A 19,561-nucleotide genomic window follows, 5' to 3' on the forward strand; every position below is an offset into this window, starting at 1 on the left:
ACCTTGCTGTTACTCAACGTGCAAATGATCTCCTTCTCGGGACATGGCGTTTTGTCAAGAGAAGGTGTGAAATGAACCGTATTACCCGGATGCTTTCCGTCACCGGCCTCGGCCTCTTCGCTGGTGTCGCCATCGGCGCCGGCCCGGCCGTGGCGGCGACCGGGACGGACGCGAGTGCCTCCAAGCCGGCGGCGGCCACCCAGGGCGCCGACCGTGACCGCGTCATCCGTTACTACCACGACCTGCGCAGCTGCATCATCGCCGGCCGCATCGGCGAGCGGCTCGGCCGCTGGGACGACTTCGACTGTGACCGGGTCGGCCGTCGGACCTACGCCCTCGAGGTGAGCTGGGACCGCGACTTCCGGCACGGCAACCGTCACCACGGCGGCCCGTTCGGCCACCGGTTCGGCGACCGTGACCGGTTCGGCGACCGCGACCGCTTCGGCGACCGCGACCGTGATGGCCGTGATGGCCGTGACGGTCGGGATGACCGTGATGGCCGTGACGGTCGGGATGACCGTGATGGCCGTGACGGCCGTGATGGCCGTGATGGCCGTGACGGCCGTGACGGCCGTGACGACCGCGATGGCCGCGATGGCCGCGATGGCCGTGACGGCGGCCGCCAGGGCTGACTTCCGTCAGTACGTGAAGCGAGCCACGACCCTCGGGTCGTGGCTCGTTCGCGTCATCCCCGACCTGCGGACCACCAGCCGCCGGGCGATCCCTCGCAGCGGGAGGTGCGCGACCCGTCGGCTCCGCTCGTCGTCACCAGGCGACGGGCTCGTAGTCCTTGAGGAAGACGCCGTACAGGTCCTCGCCCTTCTCGCCGCGCACGATCGGGTCGTACACCCGGGCCGCGCCGTCGACCAGGTCGAGCGGGGCGTGGAAGCCCTCCTCGGCCAGCCGCATCTTCGTCGGGTGCGGGCGCTCGTCGGTGATCCAGCCGGTGTCCACGCTGGTCATCAGGATGCCGTCGGCGAACATGTCGACCGCGCTGGTGCGGGTCAGCATGTTGAGCGCCGCCTTGGCCATGTTGGTGTGCGGGTGGCCGGCGCCCTTGTAGCCACGCGCGAAGATGCCCTCCATCGCCGACACGTTGACCACGTAGCGCCGCGGGTGCGGTGACTGGGTCATCGCCCGGCGCAAGCGGCTCACCAGCACGAACGGCGCGGTCACGTTGCACAGCTGGACCTCGAGCAGCTCCAGCGGGTCGACCTCGTGCACCCGGTCGCTCCAGCTGTTGGTCGGCGCGGTGTCGGGCATCAGGCCGCCGGCGTCGATCGCGACCGACCGCGCGGTGAGGGCCATCTCGGTGATCTGCTGCGGCGTGAGCACCGGCGCCCCGGTGGTCAGGGCCGCGGCCGGCGAGGCGCCCGCGGTGCCGAAATACTCCAGCTCGGGCAGCGGGCCGTGGGGCAGCGGCTCGGCCTCGGCGGCGGCGATGGCCGCGTACGAGCCGGGGGAGCGACGGACCGTCTGGGCCGCGTTGTTGATCAGAATGTCGAGGTGGCCGCGGGCCGCCACCGAGTCGGCCAGCCCGACCACCTGTGCGGGATCGCGCAGATCGAGCCCCACGATGCGCAGCCGGTGCAGCCACTCGGCGCTGTCGGGCATCGCCGAGAAGCGGCGCACCGCGTCGTGCGGGAATCGCGTGGTGATCGTCAGGTCGGCGCCGTCGCGCAACAGCCGCAGGGCGATGTACATGCCGATCTTGGCCCGCCCGCCGGTGAGCAACGCCCGCCGCCCGGTGAGGTCGGTGCGCGCATCCCGCCGGTCGTGGTTGAGCACGGCGCAGTCGGGGCAGAGCTGGTGATAGAACGCGTCGACATGGGTGTAGCGCTGCTTGCAGACGTAGCAACCGCGCGCCTGCTTCAGCACCCCGGCCGGGCCCGTCGCGATCGAGGTGCGCAGCGGGATGCCCGCGGTCTCGTCGTCGATGCGCCCGGGCGCTCCCGTGGCGGTCGCCTCGGTCACCGCGCGGTCGTTGGCCAGGATCGCGTCCCGGCGTTCCCGGCGGCGCTTGAGCTTCACCGTCTTGAACAGGGCGGCCGTGGCCCGCCGCACCGCGACCGCGTCCGGGTGCTCCGCGGGCAGCTCCTCCACCTCGGCGATCACCGCAAGGCAGAGCGCCAGCCGCTCCCGGTCCACCCCGGTGGTCGTCCCAGTTTCGCCCGTCATGCTCACTTACCGTCCTTACCAGCAAAATCCGACCCCGGAACTGTACTGATCCGCCCGGACCATCGGCCGTCCGCGTCCCACCCGGAGAGCTTCCCATCGACATTCGTCCCGGCGTGGGCCGGTGGACGACGCGGCACGCGCTCACCCGGCGGTATCTCAGCCATCGTCACGCCGGGACCGGCAGGGCGGCGACTGTGTCGTGCAAGGCCTGGATGAGCGCGTCGGCCAGGGGATGGGTGCGGCGGCTCGGGGTGACCACGCCGATGTAGCGGCACGGGCACGGCGGGGCGAGCGGGACCGTGGCCAGTCCGGGCTGGGCCCCGGCGGTCAGCGCCACCTGCGGGATCATGCTGATGCCGACCTCGGCCTGCACCAGGGACTGGGCGAAGATGTAGTCCGTCCCGCGGCAGGCGGTGCGGATCTCGAAGCCGGCCATCGCCGCGTAGTGGCCGAGCATGTCGACGATCCGCAGGCAGCCGTGCACCCAGCGCTCACCGGCCAGGTCGGCGATGGTGACCGACTCGCGTCCGGCCAGCGGATGAGCGGCCGGGAAGACGATCCACATGGGGTCCTCGAGCAGCGGGCGATAGGTGAGGCCCGAGCGGTCACCGGGGCGTACCGGGGGAACCTCGTCGAAGTGGTAGACCAGCGCCAGGTCGGCGGCCCCCGAGCGGACGAGGGGCAGGGCGTCCTCGGGTTCGTTCTCGAGAACGGTGAGGTCGACGCCCGGCCGTTCGGCGGCGAAGCGGGTCAGCGCCGCGGGCAGCAGGCGCTGACCACCGCTGGTGAAGGTGGCCACGGTCAGGCTGTCGACCGTGCCCAGCCGGGCGATCTCGCGCTCGGCCCGGGACAGGTCGGCCGCGATCGCCTCGCCCGCCTCGACCAGCACCCGCCCGGCCTCGGTGAGCTCGACGCCGCGGGTGCTGCGCAGCACCACGTGGGTCCCGAGCTCGCGTTCCAGCGCGGCGATCTGCTGCGACACGGCCGACGGCGTCAGACGTAACGCGGTGGCCGCTTGGTTGAAGCTGCCGAGCCGCGCCACTTCCCGCAGCACGGCCACCCGGCGTACGTCGATCATAAACTCAGCCCGATCATCAGCTCACCTTCAAGCATCCCCAGCAAGTCGGTACTACCGCTTACTACCGTACGGGAGCAGGGTCGAGGTGTGAATCGACGCGCCTGGTTTCTCTTCCTCGTGGTCTCGGTGCTCTGGGGCATTCCGTACTTCCTCATCAAGATCGCCATCGAGGATCTGTCGCCGCTGCTCGTGGTCTTCGGCCGGGTCGCGATCGCCGCGATCGTGCTGCTGCCGTTCGCCGCCGCCCGCGGCACGCTGAGCAAGCTGCGGGGCCGGATGGGACCGGTCTTCGTGCTCGCGTTCGTGCACATCCTCGGCCCGTTCCTGCTGATCACTTACGGCGAGACGCACATCAGCTCCTCGCTGACCGGCCTGCTCATCGCCGTCGAACCGGTCGCCATCGCCCTGCTCATGATCCGCTCCGAGCGGCTGACCCCGATCCGCGTCGCCGGCCTGGCGCTGGGCTTCGGCGGTGTGGCGCTGCTGGTCGGCCTCGACCTCTCGGGCGACCGCCTGGGCCTGCTCGGCGCCGGGATGGTGCTGGTCGCCGCGATCAGCTATGCCGTCGCCACCATGCTGGTGCAGCGCCGCCTTGCCGACGTGCCCGCCGAGTCCCTGGTCGGCGCCACGACCGGCATCACCGCGCTCGCGCTGGCGCCGTTCGCCGTCTTCTCGCTGCCGGCCGAGCCGGTCCGCGTCGAGGCCTGGGCCGCCCTGGCCGTCCTCGGCTTCTTCTGCACGGCTCTGGCCCTGCTCGCGTTCTACCAGCTCATCGGCCAGGTCGGCTCGACCCGCGCCGGCCTGGTCACCTACGTCAACCCGGTCGTCGCCGTCCTGCTGGGCGTGGCGCTGCTCGACGAGCACTTCGGCGTCAGCACGATCGTGGGCTTCACCCTGGTCGCGGCCGGCTGCTGGCTGTCGACCCGCCCGGTTCCGGCCACGATCGGGGCCGTGGGCGAACCGGTGGCGGCCGGTCGCGTGTGATGACGGGTGCCATCGGGCACCATGAAGACAGGCGTGGCCGAGCGACCCAGCGCCAGCGGGCCGCTCGGCCACGCCGCCCGCGCCGGTCGAGTCGATCATTCCATCGACCGTCCCCGGGTCGTTTTCGTGGGTGATGGGCAGAGGGGGAACGGCATGGGGCGGCGAATTCTGATCACCGGGGCGCGACGCGGCATCGGGGCGGCCATCGCCGTCGGGCTGGCCCGCCCGGGGCACCGGCTCTGGCTGCATCACCTGGCCGCCGCCGACGAGGCCGAGAGCGTCGCACGTCTCTGTCGTGACCTCGGCGCCGAGGTCACCCTGCTCGACGCCGACCTGGCCGACGCCGCCGCCGTCCGCGACCTGGCCGAGCGGGCCGGCCCGATCGACGTGCTCGTCAACAACGCGGCCAAGGCGTCCAACGTCGACTTCGCCGGACTGCCGCTGGCCGAGTGGCAGCAGACGTTCGCCGTCAACGTCACCGCGCCGATGCTGCTCGCGCAGGCGCTCAGCGCCGGCATGGCGGAGCGCGGCTGGGGCCGCATCGTCAACGTGGTCTCGCCGACCGTGCGCATGGGCGGCCCGTCCGGCCCGGCCTACGTGTCGAGCAAGGCCGCACTGATCGGCCTGACCCGCTCGCTGGCGCGGGCGCTGGGCCCGGCCGGCATCACGGTCAACGCGCTGTCCCCGGGCGCCATCCGCACCGAGGGCGAGGCCGAGCTGGCCGACGGCCGCGACGCCGAGGCGCACGCCCCGCTGCTGGCCACCCAGGCCCTGCCGCGGGCCCTGGTCCCCGAGGATCTGGTGGCCACCGTACGGCTGCTCGTCTCGGAGGGTTCGGGCGCGCTCACCGGTCAGGTGCTCGAGGTCGGCGGCGGCCTGGTCTTCCGCTGACCGCCGCGCGGGCGGCCAGGACCGGTCCGGGCGGAAGTCGGTGCGCGACGATCGCCGCCTGGTCGCTGGACGTGCCGCTGCAGCCGGCAACCGGCGGCGCCTACTGCGAGGGTTGGTCGTCTTCCGGCTTGCGGCGCGGCTTGGGCAGCTGGTCGGCCAGCGTGGCCGGGCGGCGCGGGGGCTTCGCGGGCTCCTCCGGTGCAGCCGGGCGGTTGGTCTTCTCCGAGGTCGGGCGACGGGTGCGGCTGCTGTACTGAGCCAGGTCGGCCGGGCGTGACTCCCGCAGGTGGTCCCCGAGGTCGGCCGGCCGGGTCTCCCGCAGGTGGTCACCCAGGTCGGCGGGCCGGCGCGGGGGCGGCGGGGTGACCGGCGACGCGTACGCCGGCGGCGGTCCCACCGGCGGAGCCTCCCCGGCCGACGGCGTCATCGGTGTGGCGGGGGGTTCGGCAATCTCGCGGCCGGGCCGGAACGAGTACGGCTGATCGCCCAGCGTGGCCGGCCGGCGCAGCGGCGTCGGCTCCACGACTTCCTCGGCCTGCGGCGCCGGCGACCAGGCCTCGGACTGCGGCAATGGTGACCAGGCCTCGGACGGCCGCGACAGTGACCAGGCCTCGGACTGCGGCAATGGTGACCAGGCCTCGGACTGCGGCGATGGTGACCAGGCGTCGGACTGCGGCGATGGTGACCAGGCGCCGGGCTGCGGCGCCGGTGACAACGCGTCGGGGTCCGGCGTCGGTGACCGGTCGTCGGACTGCGGCGACAGCGGACGGTCGTCGGGCTGGGGAACCGGGTAGGGCTCGTCGACGGGCCGGCGCGGGAACTCGCGCTCATCCAGCTCGGCTGCCCGGCGCGCGGTGAAGGCGCTGCCCAGTTCCGACCGGCGCACTCCGGACCCGGCGAGGGGCGGCGGCGGTGCAATTCGCGGGGGCTGAGCCGGCAACGACGGCGTGGCCGGCATGATCCGCTGGGGGAGCGGCTCGACGACCGGCTCAGCCGCAGCCGACGGCACAGAGCGACGGGGCAGGGGCTCGGCTGCGGGCGGTGACGTGAAGCGCTGGGGCAGGGGCTCAGCCGCGGGCGGCGGCATGAAGCCCGGGGGCAACGGCTCAGCGGCGGGCGCGGGCACGACGGGCTCGGCCGCGGCCGGTGGCAGGATCCGCTTCGGCAAGGGCTCGACGGCCGGGGCCGGGGAGGCCTCGTCGGTCACCGGGGGAGGGCCGAGGCGTTGGGCGCGCTCGATCAGAGGCGCGGGCATCTGCCGGGTCGACTCCAGACCGGGCACCTGCAGCCGCCGGGTGGCGTCCAGGTCGGGTGCGTCGAAGCTCCGCGTGACGTCGAGCCCGGGCTCGGGCCCGGTGACCAGGGACGTCCGGTCCGCTCCGGGCGCGGGCGGGTCGAGATCGGGGAGCACGATGCTGCCCGACGTCTCCGGGTCGGGAGTCTCGAAGGTCCGCGCGACCTGCCGGTTCGGCGCCTCGAAGATGGCCGGTGGGTCGTCACTCGGCGTGGGTTCGAAGGTGGGCGGTTCGAAGGTGGGCGGCTCGAACACCGGCGCCTCGAACGTGGACGTCGCGTCCAGGTCGGGAGCGTCGAAGCTGCGCGTGATACCCAGGTCGGCCAGGTTCCGGGTGCTGTCGAAGTCCGGCCGGTCCCCGAAGTAGGGAACCGTGGGCTCCGGCGCCGCGGGCAGTTCCAGCGAGCTGGCGAACGTCCCGGCCGACGACGGCGCGAAGAAGAACTCGTCCGGCGCCGAGTAGTCGGGGGCGGTGCTCCGCGACTCCGAGCGGTACACCCCGGGCATCGGGTAGTACGGCTCCCGCAGGTAGGGCGTGAAGACCGGTTCGCCGTCGACGATCTCGCCGTCGACCTCGTCGCCGTCCACCGGCTCGTCCGGAACGGCCTCGGCCACGGCGCCAACCGGCTCCACGACGACCGGCCGATCGGCCTCATCGGCGTCGGTCTCGACCGCATCCGGCTCGTCGGTGAGGCGCTCAGCGACCGGCTGCCCCGCGCCGGTCTCGACGACCGGCTCCTCGATGACCGGCGCACCGGCCCGCGAGGCATCCGGCTCCGCCACGACCGGCACTTCCCGGGCGGTCCCGGCAACCGGTTCCCGGACAGCCGGCGCAGCAGTTGCCGCCGCACCCGATTCACCGGAGGGCTCCTCGACGACCGGCCCGTCAGGCGAATCCGCGACGTTGCCGGCGACCGGCTCCCCGTCGGATTCAGCGACCGGTTCCGCGTCGGTTGGGGCCGGCGACGGCGCAAAGGTTCCGGCGAGCGGCTCCGGGTCGGTTCGGGCCGGTGCCGCCGCAAGAGTTCCGGCGACCGGCTCCGCGACAGCCGATGCGGCAGTCTCGGTCGCATCCGGCTTGTCGGTGGGCCGCTCCTCGGCCGGCTCGTCCGCGACGACCTCGCCAACCGGCGCGTCGACGGCGTTCTCGGCAACCGGAACGTCGGCCTCCGGCTCGCCACCCGTGGCGTCGGCTGCGGACTTGTCGGCGGCACGCTCCTCGACGACATCTCCGGCCGCCGCGTCCCCGTCAGAGTCGGCCTCGTGAGGCGACGCAACCACGTCGTCAGAGGCGGCAACAGGCTCCACCGACGCGACGACAGGGTCGTCCTCGACGATCTCCGCGTCGACGTGCTCGTCCAGGGAAGCCGGAACCGAAGCAGGAACTGAAGCCGGAACCGAAGCCGATACCGAGACCGGCGAGGCCGTCCCCGCGACGACCGGCTCGTCATCCTCGATGATCTCCGCGTCGACGATGTCGTCGTCGGCCGCGTCCGGAACGGGGGAGACCGCCGCGCCGCCCGGAACCGGCGACTCCTCGGTGACCTTGGGGAAGACCTCGGTCGCGCTGTCCGGCCCGGCCGGCAGGGACCGCGTCATCATCGCCGGCGGCAGCAGCATCACCCCGGCCGCTTCCCGGTCCCACGTGCTGTAGACCTGCGACGACGGCCCCGGCGGCAGCGCCAGCACGGCCGTTTCCTCGCCGGCCACGTGACGCCCGGACGGCAACGCCGGCGTCTCCTCCTCGCCGGCGTGCTCCGACAACCCGGCCCGCTCCTGCAGCCGCCGCAGCGGCCCCGGCGCCCACCACGCCGCGTTGCCCAGCAGCCCGAGCACCGACGGCACCAGCAGCATGCGGACGACGGTCGCGTCCAGCAGCAGCGCGACGATCATGCCGACGCCGACGAACCGCATCGTGGTCACCGACGACAGCGCGAACGCCCCGGTCACCACGATCAGCAGCACCGCCGCCGCGCTGATCACCCGTCCGGTACGGGCCAGGCCGATCGTGACCGCCTCGTTCGTCGACGCGCCGTGGGCCCGCGCCTCGACCATCCGCGAGAGCAGGAACACCTCGTAGTCGGTGGAGAGGCCGAACACCACCGCGGCCATCAGCACGACGATGCCTGCCTCCAGGGGCGCCGGCGTCACGTCGAGCCAGGACGCGCCGTGCCCGTCCTGGAAGATCCAGACCAGGATGCCGAAGGTGGCGCTCAGGCTGAGCGCGCTCATCAGCACGGCCTTGATCGGCAGCAGGATCGAGCCGAACGCGAAGAACATCAGCAGCAGCGTGGCGCCGACCAGCATCGCGACCATCCACGGCAGCTTCGCGGCGGTGGCCGCCAGGCTGTCGACGTTCCGGGCCGTGGTGCCGCCGACGAGCAGTTCCGCGCCGTTGGGCACGGGCAGCGACCGGATCTGGTCGACCACGTCGCGGGACTCGGTGCTGAACGGGTCGGACGAGCGCAGCGTCGCGTTGAAGACGGTGACGTCGCCCGCGCGCTGGGCCGGGCTGATCTGGGCGATGCCGGGAATCTGGCGCAGCGTGACGGCGAACGCGGCCGAGTCGGCCCGGCCGCGCAGCACGATCGGCATGCCGCTGTCGGTGAACTGCGGGTAGTCGGCCTTGAGCGTCTCGATCGCCTGCCGGGCCGCGTCGCCGGCCGGCAGCGTACGCTCGTCGGCCTCGCCGAACCGGACGCCGGCGATCGGCGCCGCCAGGACCAGCAGGCCGGCCAGGATCGGCAGCGCGACCACGACCGGGCGGCGGAGCACCGCGGCGGCCGTCCGTCCCCAGAACGAGCCCTCCTTGCCCCGGCCGGGCAGGCGGATCGGCAGTTTGTCGACGCGCGGGCCGAGGACGGCGAGCAGCGCCGGCAGCAGCGTCAGCGAGAGCAGCGCGGCCAGGCCGACCGCGGCGAGCCCGCCGTAGGCCAGCGACTTGAGGAAGCCCTGCGGGAACAGCAGCAGCCCACCGAGCGCGATCATCAGCAGGGTCGCGGAGAAGACGACCGTACGCCCGGCGGTGGCGACGGTCCGGCGGACGGCCTCGGCCGGAGTGCGACCGCTCGCCTGTTCCTCCCGGAAGCGGCCCACCATGAACAGGCCGTAGTCGATGGCCATGCCGAGGCCGAGCAGGCTGGCCACGTTGACCGCGAACGAGTTGACCTCGTGCACGCCGGTGATCGCGTTCAGCACGCCCAGCGAGCCCAGCACCGCGGCCCCGCCGACCAGCACCGGCAGGGAGGCCGCGACCAGCGAGCCGAACAGCAGCACGAGCAGGATCAGCGTGACCGGCAGCGAGATGATCTCGGCCTTGGCCAGGTCCTGGGTCGAGCGGGTGGAGGTCGCGTCGGCGAGCACGACAGCGCCGGAGAGCTGCACCTTCGTGCCGGCGACGGCCAGCTTGTCGTCGATCTCGCGGAACGAGTCGAGCTTGGCGCCGTCGTCCGCGCCGGCCAGCGTGACCAGGGCGACGCCGCTGGTCTTGTCCTTCGCGACGAACTGCGGGGACCGGGTCGACCAGTACGACGTGCTGTTCTTCACCGCCGACTTGGGCAGCGCGGTGAGCTTGGCCCGGATGCGCTTGCCCAGGTCGACGTCGGTGATCTTGCCGGTGGTCGGTGTGTAGATGACCACGAGGTCGCCGCCCTGCGCGCCGAACGCCTTCTGGACGGCCTCGGTGGCCTGGGACGACTCGCTGTCCGGGTCGTTGTAGCCGCCCTCGGTGAGCTGGCCGAAAACACCGAGCCCCCAGACGCCCGCGCTGATCACCGCGACGAGCGCGACGATCAGTACCGGCCACCGGAAGCGGGCGACCCACGATCCCCAGCCCGCGAACACGTCAACCCCTCTGGTCGTTCCTCACTACCGCCGGATCCCGGCTGGAGTGCTATGAGAACACTTCAGGAAAGCGTCGCCGCTTCCAGGGCCACCCCTGAGCAACCTTTCCCGTACGCGGCGTCGGTTGTCCAGGTCAGCCGCACCTGGCCCGACTTCGGCGCCTGGTAGGCGACGGTCAGCACCGCGGTGCGCAACGTGGCGCCGCGCTGTTCGAGAACCGTAGTGCCGCGGGACTCGCCCGTGCTCAGCCGCGCGGTCAGCTTTCCGCGGGCCGAGACGGCTCCCACATAGAGCTTGAGCACCCGCGGCGTGGTGCCGGCCGGCGCCGAGAGGGTGAAGCCGTTGCCCTTGCCGCAGGTGCGGATGCCGGTGGTCGTGCCCGCGTTGCTCGCCACCGGGTCGCCGCCGCTCCAGGCGAACCGCTGCGGGCTGAGCGAGTGCCGGAACCGCGGGGCGGTCGGGGCGCCCTCGAGGATGCGGAACTCGCCCTTCTTGTCGCGTTCGAGGGAGAACGTGCCGTCGAGCCCCCAGTGCACCCAGTCGCTGTCCCCCTCGTCGGACAGCCGGACCACCGACGGCACCGCGTCCCGGACGATCGTGAGCTGATCACGGGAGGGCGGCGGCGGGGCGGTCGCCTCGGCGGTGCTGCGCGAGGGGGACGGCGACGGGCTGCCCAGCGGGATGAGCCCCTGGTTGCTCCCGGCGCTGGGCGGCGGCGGCAGCCGCAGGTCGCCGAGCGCCGGCGCGGGCGGGTCGATCGGCGGCGCCGCCTCCTCATTGCCCTTGAGGCCGCGGACGGCGACGAAGCCGAACCCGATGACGACGAGCACCCCGGCGAGGATCACCGCGGCGGACGAGAGGAACTCGTTCCACTGGCGGCCGTCCTCGGTGAGACCGGCGCGGCGGCGGACGCCGGTGTGCGGGGCGCGGTGGCCGGTCCGGCTTCCGCGGCGACCATCGTCGGTCGACGGCAACCGACCCTCCTGTGTTTCACAGCGCGAATTCACAACGCGAAGAAAGGTGTGTGGGGCGTCAACAATCGCACTTCGATGCGTGACGGTGAAGAGCGGAATGCGTGACCGTCCGTTCGGGTGATCACGGGCCTAGGTGGTTCGGCCGAGGTTCGGCGTGGGCTTCGTCACGAGGACAGGTACCGTGTCCGAAGTTTCCGGCCGATGCCGAATACAGGAGAGTCGACGACTTATGAGCAGCGAGACCGCCCGACCCATCACCGGCGACACGGCGAAGCGGCGCAGCCAGGCCGTCGCCGGTGCCGTTGCCGGGCTGGCCGTGGTCGCCGTCCTGGTGACCGTCTTCATCACCGTACGAGGTGGCGACTCCGGTGAACCGGCGTCCGCCCCGGCGCCGGCGTCGGCCGCCCCCACCGCCGAGGCGGTGCCGTCCGAGGCCCCGCCGTCCGCCGAGGTCCCGCCGTCCGCCGGAGGCCCCGCCGAGGGTCAGCCCGCGCCGGTCGACACCCCGGCCGCGCTGTCCAAGCAGCCCGTCGTCAAGGGCGGCACCGGCACGGTCGACAAGCTTAAGGTGACCTCCCTGGTGCCCGGCACCGGCCCGGCGGTCAAGGCCGGCCAGACCGTCACCGCCAACTACGTGCTGGTCAGCTACAAGACCGGTCAGATCATCGACTCGTCGTGGCAGCGCGGCCAGCCGTTCAGCACCCCGGTCGGCACCGGCCGCGTCATCGAGGGCTGGGACAAGAGCATCCCGGGTCAGAAGGTCGGCAGCCGCATCCAGATCGACGTGCCCGCGGCCATGGCCTACGGCGACGAGCAGGGTGACCTGCGGTTCGTGGTCGACATCCTGGCCGCTCAGTAGTTCACAGCTCGCTGACGACGACGTCCAGCTGACGGGGGCGGCCCGGTGCCGTGGGCTGCTCCTCGACGGTGTGCTTGAGGTCGCGCAGCGCCGTGACGATCTCGTCGACCGAGGCCGGCGCCGCGCCGGCCTCGGCCAGGGCGCGCACGATGCGGCCCTTCGTCGCCTTGTTGAAGTGGCTGACGACCGACCGCCGGGCGACCCCGTCGACGACGCGCTCGTGGAGAACGCGCACGGTTGCCGAGCAGCCTGCGGGCGGGGTCCACATCGCGCCGTACGCACCCGATCGCAGGTCGAGCACGGGTCCGGCCCCGGCCACCGGGTCGAGGGCCCTGGGCAGAGCCTTCTTCCAGTACGCGGTGAGCCCGCCCAGCCCCGGCAGGCTGACGCCGACCGAGAGCCGGTAGGCCGGGATGCGGTCGTCGAGACGCACCACGCCCCACAGGCCGGAGAAGACGACCGCCCGCGCCTCGACCCAGGCCCGCGCGTCCGCGGTCAGGCCGGGCAGATCCAGCGCCTCGTACAGCACGCCGCTGTAGATCGAGGCGGCCGGCGCGGCCGGGGCCGTGAGCAGTTCCGCGTTGCGGGTGATCTCGTCCCGCTGCCCCGCCGAGAGACCGAGCGTGGCCAGCGAGTCGGCCACCGCGCGGGCGCTCGTCCGCTTGCTCATCGCCACGAGCCGGGTCAGCACCCGCTTGCGAGCCGTCGCCAGGCCCGGCAACCAGAGCGACGGATGATCGAGAGGATCACCGACCGTAGCGGCGGTCTTGCCCTCGGACGGCGGCAGCAGGATCAGCACCCCGCGAGACTAATCGGCCCCGCGGCCGGTCAGCGCGTCGCCCACGGTGGTGTAGACGGCCAGCCGGGGCGTCAGCCCGACCGTGTCGAGCAGCCGCCCGAGGAAGTCGCCGGGCGCCGCCAGCCGGAGCCAGCCGCCCCTCGCGGCCGCCCGGTTGTGCCCGACGACCAGCGCGCTCAGGCCGGTCGAGTCGCAGAAATCGATGCCCGACAGGTCGATCACGACCCGCGGCTCGGGCCGGTCGAGCACCTGATCGAGCGTCGTCGTCAGGGTGGTCCCGCTGTCGATGTCGAGATTGCCGCGAACTGTGACGACGACCGAGTCGTCGCTGTTGTCGACCACAGACACGTGCACGACGGCCCCCGTTCTCTCCCCGCAGTGTTGTCAACGGATGTCTCTGCCCAATCGGTGACCGAAAGTCACCTTGTCGGGGTACCGGAACTCGACAGTCGCTCAGCTTCGCTGCGATCGGGGTGGCCGGCGGGCGGTCGCGGGGCGCATACCGATCCGCTGCCCGGGGCATGGGGTATCGATACGCTCCCGGTAGGTTCACCGCCTTTGGCCGTGCTGCCTGCCCGCCCGACCGGTCCGGTGACGTGATCGACTATCGCGTCCACACTTCTTGGAGGCCGCCCATGTCCGTCAACTCCCGCGCGGGACAGCCCGCCGAGCCGCGCGATCTGATCGACGTGCCGAAGGTGGTCTCGCGCTACTACACCGAGCACCCGGACCCCGGGGTCGTCGGTGAGCGCGTCGCGTTCGGCACCTCCGGCCACCGCGGCTCCAGCCTGCGCAACGCCTTCAACGAGGACCACATCGCCGCGACCAGCCAGGCGATCGTCGAGTACCGCGGGGCCCAGGGCACCGACGGCCCGCTGTTCCTGGGCCGGGACTCGCACGCGCTCAGCGAGCCGGCCATGATCACCGCGATCGAGGTCTTCGCGGCCAACGAGGTGACCACGCTGATCGACAGCCGCGACGGCTACACCCCGACCCCCGCCGTGTCGCACGCGATCCTCACCTACAACCGCGACCGCTCGTCCGGGCGGGCCGACGGCGTGGTGGTCACCCCGTCGCACAACCCGCCGGACGACGGTGGCTTCAAGTACAACCCGCCGAACGGTGGCCCGGCCGACACCGACGCGACCAAGTGGATCCAGGACCGGGCCAACGAGCTGATCGCCGGCGGGCTGCGGGACGTCCGGCGCATCCCGGCCGCGCGGGCCCGGCAGTCGTCCTCGGTCTCCGGCTACGACTTCCTCGACACGTACGTCGGTGATCTGCCCGCGGTCATCGACCTCGACGCGATCCGGTCGGCCGGGCTGCGCATCGGCGCCGACCCGCTGGGCGGGGCCAGCGTCGCCTACTGGGGCGTGATCGCCGAGCGGTACGGGCTGGACCTGACCGTGGTCAACCCGACGGTGGACCCGACCTTCGGCTTCATGACGCTGGACTGGGACGGCAAGATCCGGATGGACTGCTCCTCGCCGTACGCGATGGCGTCCCTGATCGAGCAGAAGGACCGCTTCCAGCTGGCCACCGGCAACGACGCCGACGCCGACCGGCACGGCATCGTCACGCCCGACGGGGGCCTGATGAACCCGAACCACTACCTCGCGGTGGCGATCAACTACTTGTTCGCCAATCGCACCGACTGGCCGTCCGGAGCGGCCATCGGCAAGACGCTCGTCTCCTCCTCGATGATCGACCGGGTCGCGGCCGACCTCGGCCGCCGCCTCGACGAGGTGCCGGTGGGGTTCAAGTGGTTCGTGCCCGGCCTGCTCGACGGCTCCATCGGCTTCGGCGGCGAGGAGAGCGCCGGCGGCTCCTTCCTGCGCCGCGACGGCGGCCCGTGGAGCACCGACAAGGACGGCATCCTGCTCGACCTGCTGGCCTCCGAGATCCTCGCCGTCACCGGCCGCACGCCCAGCGAGCACTACCGGGACCTGACCGCCAAGTTCGGCGAGCCCGCGTACGCCCGCATCGACGCCCCGGCCACCCGCGAGGAGAAGGCGGTGCTGGCCAAGCTGTCGCCCGAGCAGGTCACGGCCAAGGAACTGGCCGGCGAGCCGATCACCGCGGTGCTGACCACCGCGCCGGGCAACGGCGCCGCCATCGGCGGGCTCAAGGTGGTCACCGAGCCCGGCTGGTTCGCGGCCCGCCCGTCCGGCACCGAGGACGTCTACAAGATCTACGCCGAGTCGTTCCAGGGACCCGAGCATCTGGCCCGCATCCAGGAGGAGGCCCGCGCCGTCGTCTCGGCCGCGCTGAAGGGCTGAAACCTCAGATCCCGCCCCCGGCGGCCGACAGGAAGGCGGTAAGGACACCGACCGGGGAGCCGTAGACACCCATGACCGAACCCGTGGGCACCGCCTCTCGGCGCACCGCCGTCCGGCGCGCGGGAAGCGGGCTCACGCCCCTGCTGATCGCGGCGACCGCCACTGCGGCGGTCGCCGTGTGGCTGCTGGTGCGTGATCAGCAGGACGTGATGCTGGGCTACGTCGGTAGCCCGGTCGCCATGCTGGCCGCCGTGTGGTCGCTGCACCGGCTCGGCGCCACGGTGATGCTGCCCCGGGTGGTCCGCGCCTTCTGGCGCCAGCTGGCCCACGCCTCGATGATCCTGCTGGTCGGATCGGCCACAGCCCTGGCGCTGGCCAACAACAACGCCGGCATGTCCCTCTACGTCGCCGTGCCGCTGCTGACCGGCATGTTCTGGGCCATGGCGGCCTTCCTGCGGCTGCCGATGGGCGACCGTACGCCGCTCGGCTGGGCCCGGGTCGTGCTCGACGGCGCCACCGTGGCCGTCGCCGGCGGGCTGGTCTTCTACTACGTCGTGCTCAGCTTCGCGCCGCCCGGCACCGATCTGGTGACCCGCGCCGCGGCCGGCTCGGTCGGTGTCGCCGGCCTGCTCTGCCTGGTCGTGATCGGCAAGGCCGGGGCCAGCCCGGAGGGCCCGGTCGACCCGGTGTCCCTGCGCATCCTGGCCGTCGCCCCGCTCGTCGCGGTCGCCCTGGCCGTCCTGCTGATCGCCGGCAACGACTTCTTCCGCCTGCTGATCTCGGTGCTCGGCAGCCCGCTGGTCGCCCTGTCGTTCGCGGCCGGGGCCCACCGGCAGCGGCTGACCCTGGACGACCCGGCCGGGACGGCTCCCGTACGCCGTCGCCGGTCCGTCTACGAGCTGCTGCCCTTCGCCGCCATCGTGGTGACCGCCGCGCTGGTCACCATCGTCTCGGCCCAGCAGATGAGCGGCCGGGAACGGGCCGTGATCGTCGGCGCCGTGCTGATCACCGCGCTGATGGTGACCCGCCAGCTGCTCGGCGTGCGCGACCACCGGCGCATGCTCACCGGGCTGCACGAGCAGCAGGTCGAGCTGGAACGCCTGGCCCTGACCGACCCGCTGACCGGTCTGGCCAACCGGGCCCGGTTCACCAGCGCGCTCAACGAGCGCCTGACCGGGCACCACCCGGCCACCGTGCTACTCATCGACATCGACGACTTCAAGACGGTCAACGACACCATGGGCCCGGCCGTCGGCGATCAACTGCTCTACCAGGTCGCGCAGCGGCTGTCGCGCACGCGGGCCGAGGTCGACCTGCCGGCCCGGCTCGGCGGCGACGAGTTCGCCGTGCTGCTCGACATCGAGGAGGAGGCGTCGGCCGAGGCGGCGGCCGACCGCCTCATCCAGGCCCTGGCCGAGCCGTTCAAGGTCGGCGAGCATCTGCTGCTGGCGCACGCCAGCGTCGGCGTCGCGATCGCCGGCTCCGGGGACACCGCCGACGAGGTGCTGCGCAACGCCGACATCGCCATGTACGCGGCCAAGGAGGGCGGCAAGGCGGCCTGGATCCGCTTCGAGCCGCGCATGCGCCAGGACGTCGTCAACCACGCCCGCCTGGGCAGCGAGCTGCACAACGCGATCATCCGGCACGAGCTGTTCCTGCTCTACCAGCCGGTCTTCGACATCGTCACCGGCCGCCTGCACGGCGCCGAGGCGCTGGTGCGCTGGAAGCACCCGACGCGCGGGTTCGTCTCGCCCGGCGACTTCATCCCGGTCGCCGAGCGGTCCGGGCTGATCGTGCCGCTCGGCTCCTGGGTGCTGCGCGAGGCCTGCGAGCAACTGGCCCGCTGGCAGGCCGAGCACGGTGAGGGCGCGATCCGGGCCATCAACGTCAACGTGGCCGTGCGCCAGCTGCGCGAGTCGGGTTTCGTCGACGAGGTGGCCGCGGTGCTCAGCGAGACCGGTCTGCTGCCGGGCAACCTGGTGCTGGAGGTGACCGAGTCGTCGGTCGCGGACGGCCGTCAGGTGCGCGAGACCCTGCACGCGCTGCACGAGATGGGCGTACGCCTGGCCCTGGACGACTTCGGCACCGGCCAGTCGTCGCTGAGCCTGCTGCGCGCGTTCCCGGTCGACGTCCTCAAGCTCGACAAGTCGTTCGTCGACGGCATCGCCGACGGCGAGGACCGAGGCCGCCTGGCCGTGGCCGCCGCGGTCGCCCAGCTGGCCGAGTATCTGCAACTCAGCGCCGTCGCCGAGGGCATCGAGACCGAGGTCCAGCTCGAGCGCCTGCGCGAGATGGGCTACCGCCTGGGCCAGGGCTTCTTCATGTCCAAGCCGCTACCCGCCGACGAGGCCGGCGCGCTGATGACAAGCGAGCCGGCCCCGGTCGTGCCCGTCTACTAGGCGTCGATTTCCTTGCGGTCTTCGGTGGCCCAGAGGGTGTGGAACGAGCCCTCCTTGTCGACGCGGTGGTACGTGTGCGCGCCGAAGAAGTCGCGCTGACCCTGGATCAGGGCGGCCGGCAGGCGCTCGGCGCGCAGGCCGTCGTAGTAGGCCAGCGCCGACGCGAAGCCCGGGGCCGGGATGCCGTGCTGGGCCGCGGTGACGACCACGCGCCGCCACGCGTCCTGGGCGCCGCTGACGGCGTCCAGGAAGTACTCGTCGACGAGCAGGGTGGTCAGCTCGGGCGACTTGTCGTACGCCTGCTTGATGAAGTCCAGGAACTTGGCCCGGATGATGCAGCCGGCCCGCCAGATCTTCGCCATCGCGCCCGGGTCGATCTCCCAGCCGTACTCCTTGCTGGCCGCCTGGATCTGCTGGAAGCCCTGCGCGTACGCGACGATCTTGGAGGCGAACAGCGCCTGCTCGACGTCGGCCTGCAGGTCGCCGCCGTGGGCGCCGGCCGTGGCCTTGGGGCCCGGCAGACCCGACTCGGCGGCGGCGGCGCGCACGTCGGCGCCACCGGACAGCGCGCGGGCGAACACCGACTCGGCGATGCCGCTGACCGGAACGCCCAGGTCGAGGGCGGCCTGCACGGTCCAGCGGCCGGTGCCCTTCTGCTCGGCCTGGTCGAGCACGATGTCGACGAACGGCTTGCCCGTCTCGGCGTCGGTCTGCTTGAGCACCTCGGCCGTGATCTCGATCAGGTACGACCCCAGGCGCCCCTCGTTCCAGCCGCGGAACACGTCCGCGATCTCGGACGGCGAGTGCCCGCCGACCTGACGCAGCAGGTCGTACGCCTCGGCGATGAGCTGCATGTCCGCGTACTCGATGCCGTTGTGCACCATCTTGACGAAGTGCCCGGCGCCGTCCGGCCCGACGTGCACGCAGCACGGCTCGCCGTCGACCTTGGCCGAGATGTCCTCGAGCAGCGGTCCCAGCGCCTGGTACGACTCGACCGACCCGCCGGGCATGATGCTCGGGCCGTGCAGCGCGCCCTCCTCGCCACCCGAGACGCCGGTGCCCACGAAGTGCAGGCCACGCTCCTTGAGGGCGGCCTCCCGCCTGCGGGTGTCCAGGTAGTGCGCGTTGCCCGCGTCGATGAGCATGTCGCCCTCCTCGAGGAGCGGGGCGAACTCCTCGATCACGGCGTCGGTCGGGCCGCCGGCCTTGACCATGATGACCACGCGCCGCGGGCGCTCGAGGCTGGCCACGAAGTCCTCGGCCGACTCCGACGGGATGAACGTGCCCTCGTCCCCGAATTCCTCGACCAGCTCCTTGGTGCGGCTGTAGGAGCGGTTGTGCACGGCCACGGTGTGCCCGTGCCGGGCGAAGTTGCGAGCCAGGTTCCGTCCCATCACGGCGAGGCCCGTGACCCCGATCTGTGCCTTCTCCGACATGTTTGACACCTTCCCTAGCAGCGAGCTACGCCGCCTATTCTTACGGTTCGGCGGCGAACAAGGTTCATACCTGTCCACGAGGTGAGCACGACGACGTTTTCGGCCGGTGTGCCAGGCGGTGACCTAAGATCGCACGACGGTAGGGTGGGCGCATGCTGAGCCTGCCGACATGAGGCGCGGCGAGATCTGGACCATCGGCAGCCGCACCGATCTGCGCTACCGGGTCCTCGTGCTCTCGGGCGATTCCTACAACGAGCGGACCAACGCCTCGCCGTTCTGCGCGCCGATCGTGCGCCAGCGCGGCGCGACCGAGCTCCCGCCGTACGCGGTTCCGCTGACCGAGCAGGACCCGATCACCGGCGTCGTGGTGATCAACCGGATGCGCCGCCTCCCGGCCGAGGTCGGTGCGGAGCGCATCGGCATGGTCACCGGCGCCAGCATGGCCCGCCTGACCGAGGCGATGCGCGTCCTCTTCGAGCTCTGAGCGCCGGACCGGTCCGGTCAACCCTCGACCCACTCCATCGGGTCACCCCCGGTCGGGTGACCG

14 protein-coding genes are annotated in these 19,561 nt (G+C 72.3%); 7 read left to right on the forward strand and 7 right to left on the reverse strand.

The annotated features are described in order from the left end of the window. Positions 1 to 71: 71 nt before the first annotated feature. Positions 72 to 632 (forward strand): hypothetical protein, encoded by a 561-nt coding sequence (locus tag HJC40_RS38735; protein ID WP_250008549.1) that lies wholly within the window; start codon positions 72 to 74, stop codon positions 630 to 632. Between the two features lie 133 nt (positions 633 to 765). Here HJC40_RS38735 and HJC40_RS38740 read toward each other — a convergent pair whose 3' ends face one another. Then, entirely contained in the window at positions 766 to 2,178 is a 1,413-nt protein-coding gene (locus tag HJC40_RS38740; protein ID WP_250008550.1) for an SDR family oxidoreductase, read from the reverse strand. A 166-nt stretch (positions 2,179 to 2,344) separates the two neighbouring features. Further along, positions 2,345 to 3,256 (reverse strand): LysR family transcriptional regulator, encoded by a 912-nt coding sequence (locus tag HJC40_RS38745; RefSeq protein WP_250008551.1) that lies wholly within the window; start codon positions 3,254 to 3,256, stop codon positions 2,345 to 2,347. Between the two features lie 87 nt (positions 3,257 to 3,343). Here HJC40_RS38745 and HJC40_RS38750 point away from each other — a divergent pair, with 87 nt between their 5' ends. After that, positions 3,344 to 4,240, forward strand: coding sequence for a DMT family transporter (locus HJC40_RS38750; RefSeq protein WP_250008552.1), 897 nt, complete (start codon positions 3,344 to 3,346; stop codon positions 4,238 to 4,240). A 153-nt stretch (positions 4,241 to 4,393) separates the two neighbouring features. Then, complete coding sequence (locus HJC40_RS38755) at positions 4,394 to 5,131, forward strand: SDR family NAD(P)-dependent oxidoreductase (protein ID WP_250008553.1); 738 nt, start codon at positions 4,394 to 4,396, stop codon at positions 5,129 to 5,131. A 100-nt stretch (positions 5,132 to 5,231) separates the two neighbouring features. Here the strand turns inward: HJC40_RS38755 and HJC40_RS38760 are convergent, their stop codons facing one another. Further along, positions 5,232 to 10,268 (reverse strand): MMPL family transporter, encoded by a 5,037-nt coding sequence (locus HJC40_RS38760; protein ID WP_250008554.1) that lies wholly within the window; start codon positions 10,266 to 10,268, stop codon positions 5,232 to 5,234. 62 nt (positions 10,269 to 10,330) lie between these two features. After that, the gene (locus HJC40_RS38765) at positions 10,331 to 11,242 is read right to left on the reverse strand and encodes a hypothetical protein (RefSeq protein ID WP_250008555.1); all 912 of its coding nucleotides are present in this window, start codon (positions 11,240 to 11,242) and stop codon (positions 10,331 to 10,333) included. Between the two features lie 229 nt (positions 11,243 to 11,471). Here HJC40_RS38765 and HJC40_RS38770 point away from each other — a divergent pair, with 229 nt between their 5' ends. Further along, the gene (locus tag HJC40_RS38770) at positions 11,472 to 12,101 is read left to right on the forward strand and encodes an FKBP-type peptidyl-prolyl cis-trans isomerase (RefSeq protein WP_250008556.1); all 630 of its coding nucleotides are present in this window, start codon (positions 11,472 to 11,474) and stop codon (positions 12,099 to 12,101) included. A gap of 1 nt (position 12,102) precedes the next feature. Here HJC40_RS38770 and yaaA read toward each other — a convergent pair whose 3' ends face one another. After that, the gene (gene yaaA / locus HJC40_RS38775; RefSeq protein WP_250008558.1) at positions 12,103 to 12,900 is read right to left on the reverse strand and encodes a peroxide stress protein YaaA; all 798 of its coding nucleotides are present in this window, start codon (positions 12,898 to 12,900) and stop codon (positions 12,103 to 12,105) included. A 9-nt stretch (positions 12,901 to 12,909) separates the two neighbouring features. Further along, positions 12,910 to 13,254, reverse strand: coding sequence for an STAS domain-containing protein (locus HJC40_RS38780; protein ID WP_250008559.1), 345 nt, complete (start codon positions 13,252 to 13,254; stop codon positions 12,910 to 12,912). Positions 13,255 to 13,535: 281 nt separating this feature from the next. On the opposite strand from HJC40_RS38780, the gene pgm reads away from it, so the two are divergent. Next, positions 13,536 to 15,179 (forward strand): phosphoglucomutase (alpha-D-glucose-1,6-bisphosphate-dependent), encoded by a 1,644-nt coding sequence (pgm, locus tag HJC40_RS38785; protein WP_250008560.1) that lies wholly within the window; start codon positions 13,536 to 13,538, stop codon positions 15,177 to 15,179. Positions 15,180 to 15,250: 71 nt separating this feature from the next. Continuing rightward, positions 15,251 to 17,578, forward strand: coding sequence for a bifunctional diguanylate cyclase/phosphodiesterase (locus tag HJC40_RS38790; RefSeq protein WP_250008561.1), 2,328 nt, complete (start codon positions 15,251 to 15,253; stop codon positions 17,576 to 17,578). On the opposite strand, the gene gndA is transcribed toward HJC40_RS38790, so the two are convergent. Beyond that, positions 17,575 to 19,014, reverse strand: coding sequence for an NADP-dependent phosphogluconate dehydrogenase (gndA, locus tag HJC40_RS38795; protein WP_250008562.1), 1,440 nt, complete (start codon positions 19,012 to 19,014; stop codon positions 17,575 to 17,577). The genes HJC40_RS38790 and gndA overlap by 4 nt on opposite strands. Before the next feature lie 169 nt (positions 19,015 to 19,183). Here gndA and HJC40_RS38800 point away from each other — a divergent pair, with 169 nt between their 5' ends. Continuing rightward, positions 19,184 to 19,498 carry a type II toxin-antitoxin system PemK/MazF family toxin gene (locus HJC40_RS38800; protein ID WP_250008563.1) on the forward strand — a complete coding sequence of 105 codons (315 nt, stop codon included), beginning with the start codon at positions 19,184 to 19,186 and terminating at the stop codon, positions 19,496 to 19,498. Positions 19,499 to 19,561: the final 63 nt, after the last annotated feature.

Origin of the sequence: Actinoplanes sp. M2I2 (assembly GCF_023544445.1) — a bacterium.
In the GTDB taxonomy this organism is placed as follows: Bacteria; Actinomycetota; Actinomycetes; order Mycobacteriales; family Micromonosporaceae; genus Actinoplanes.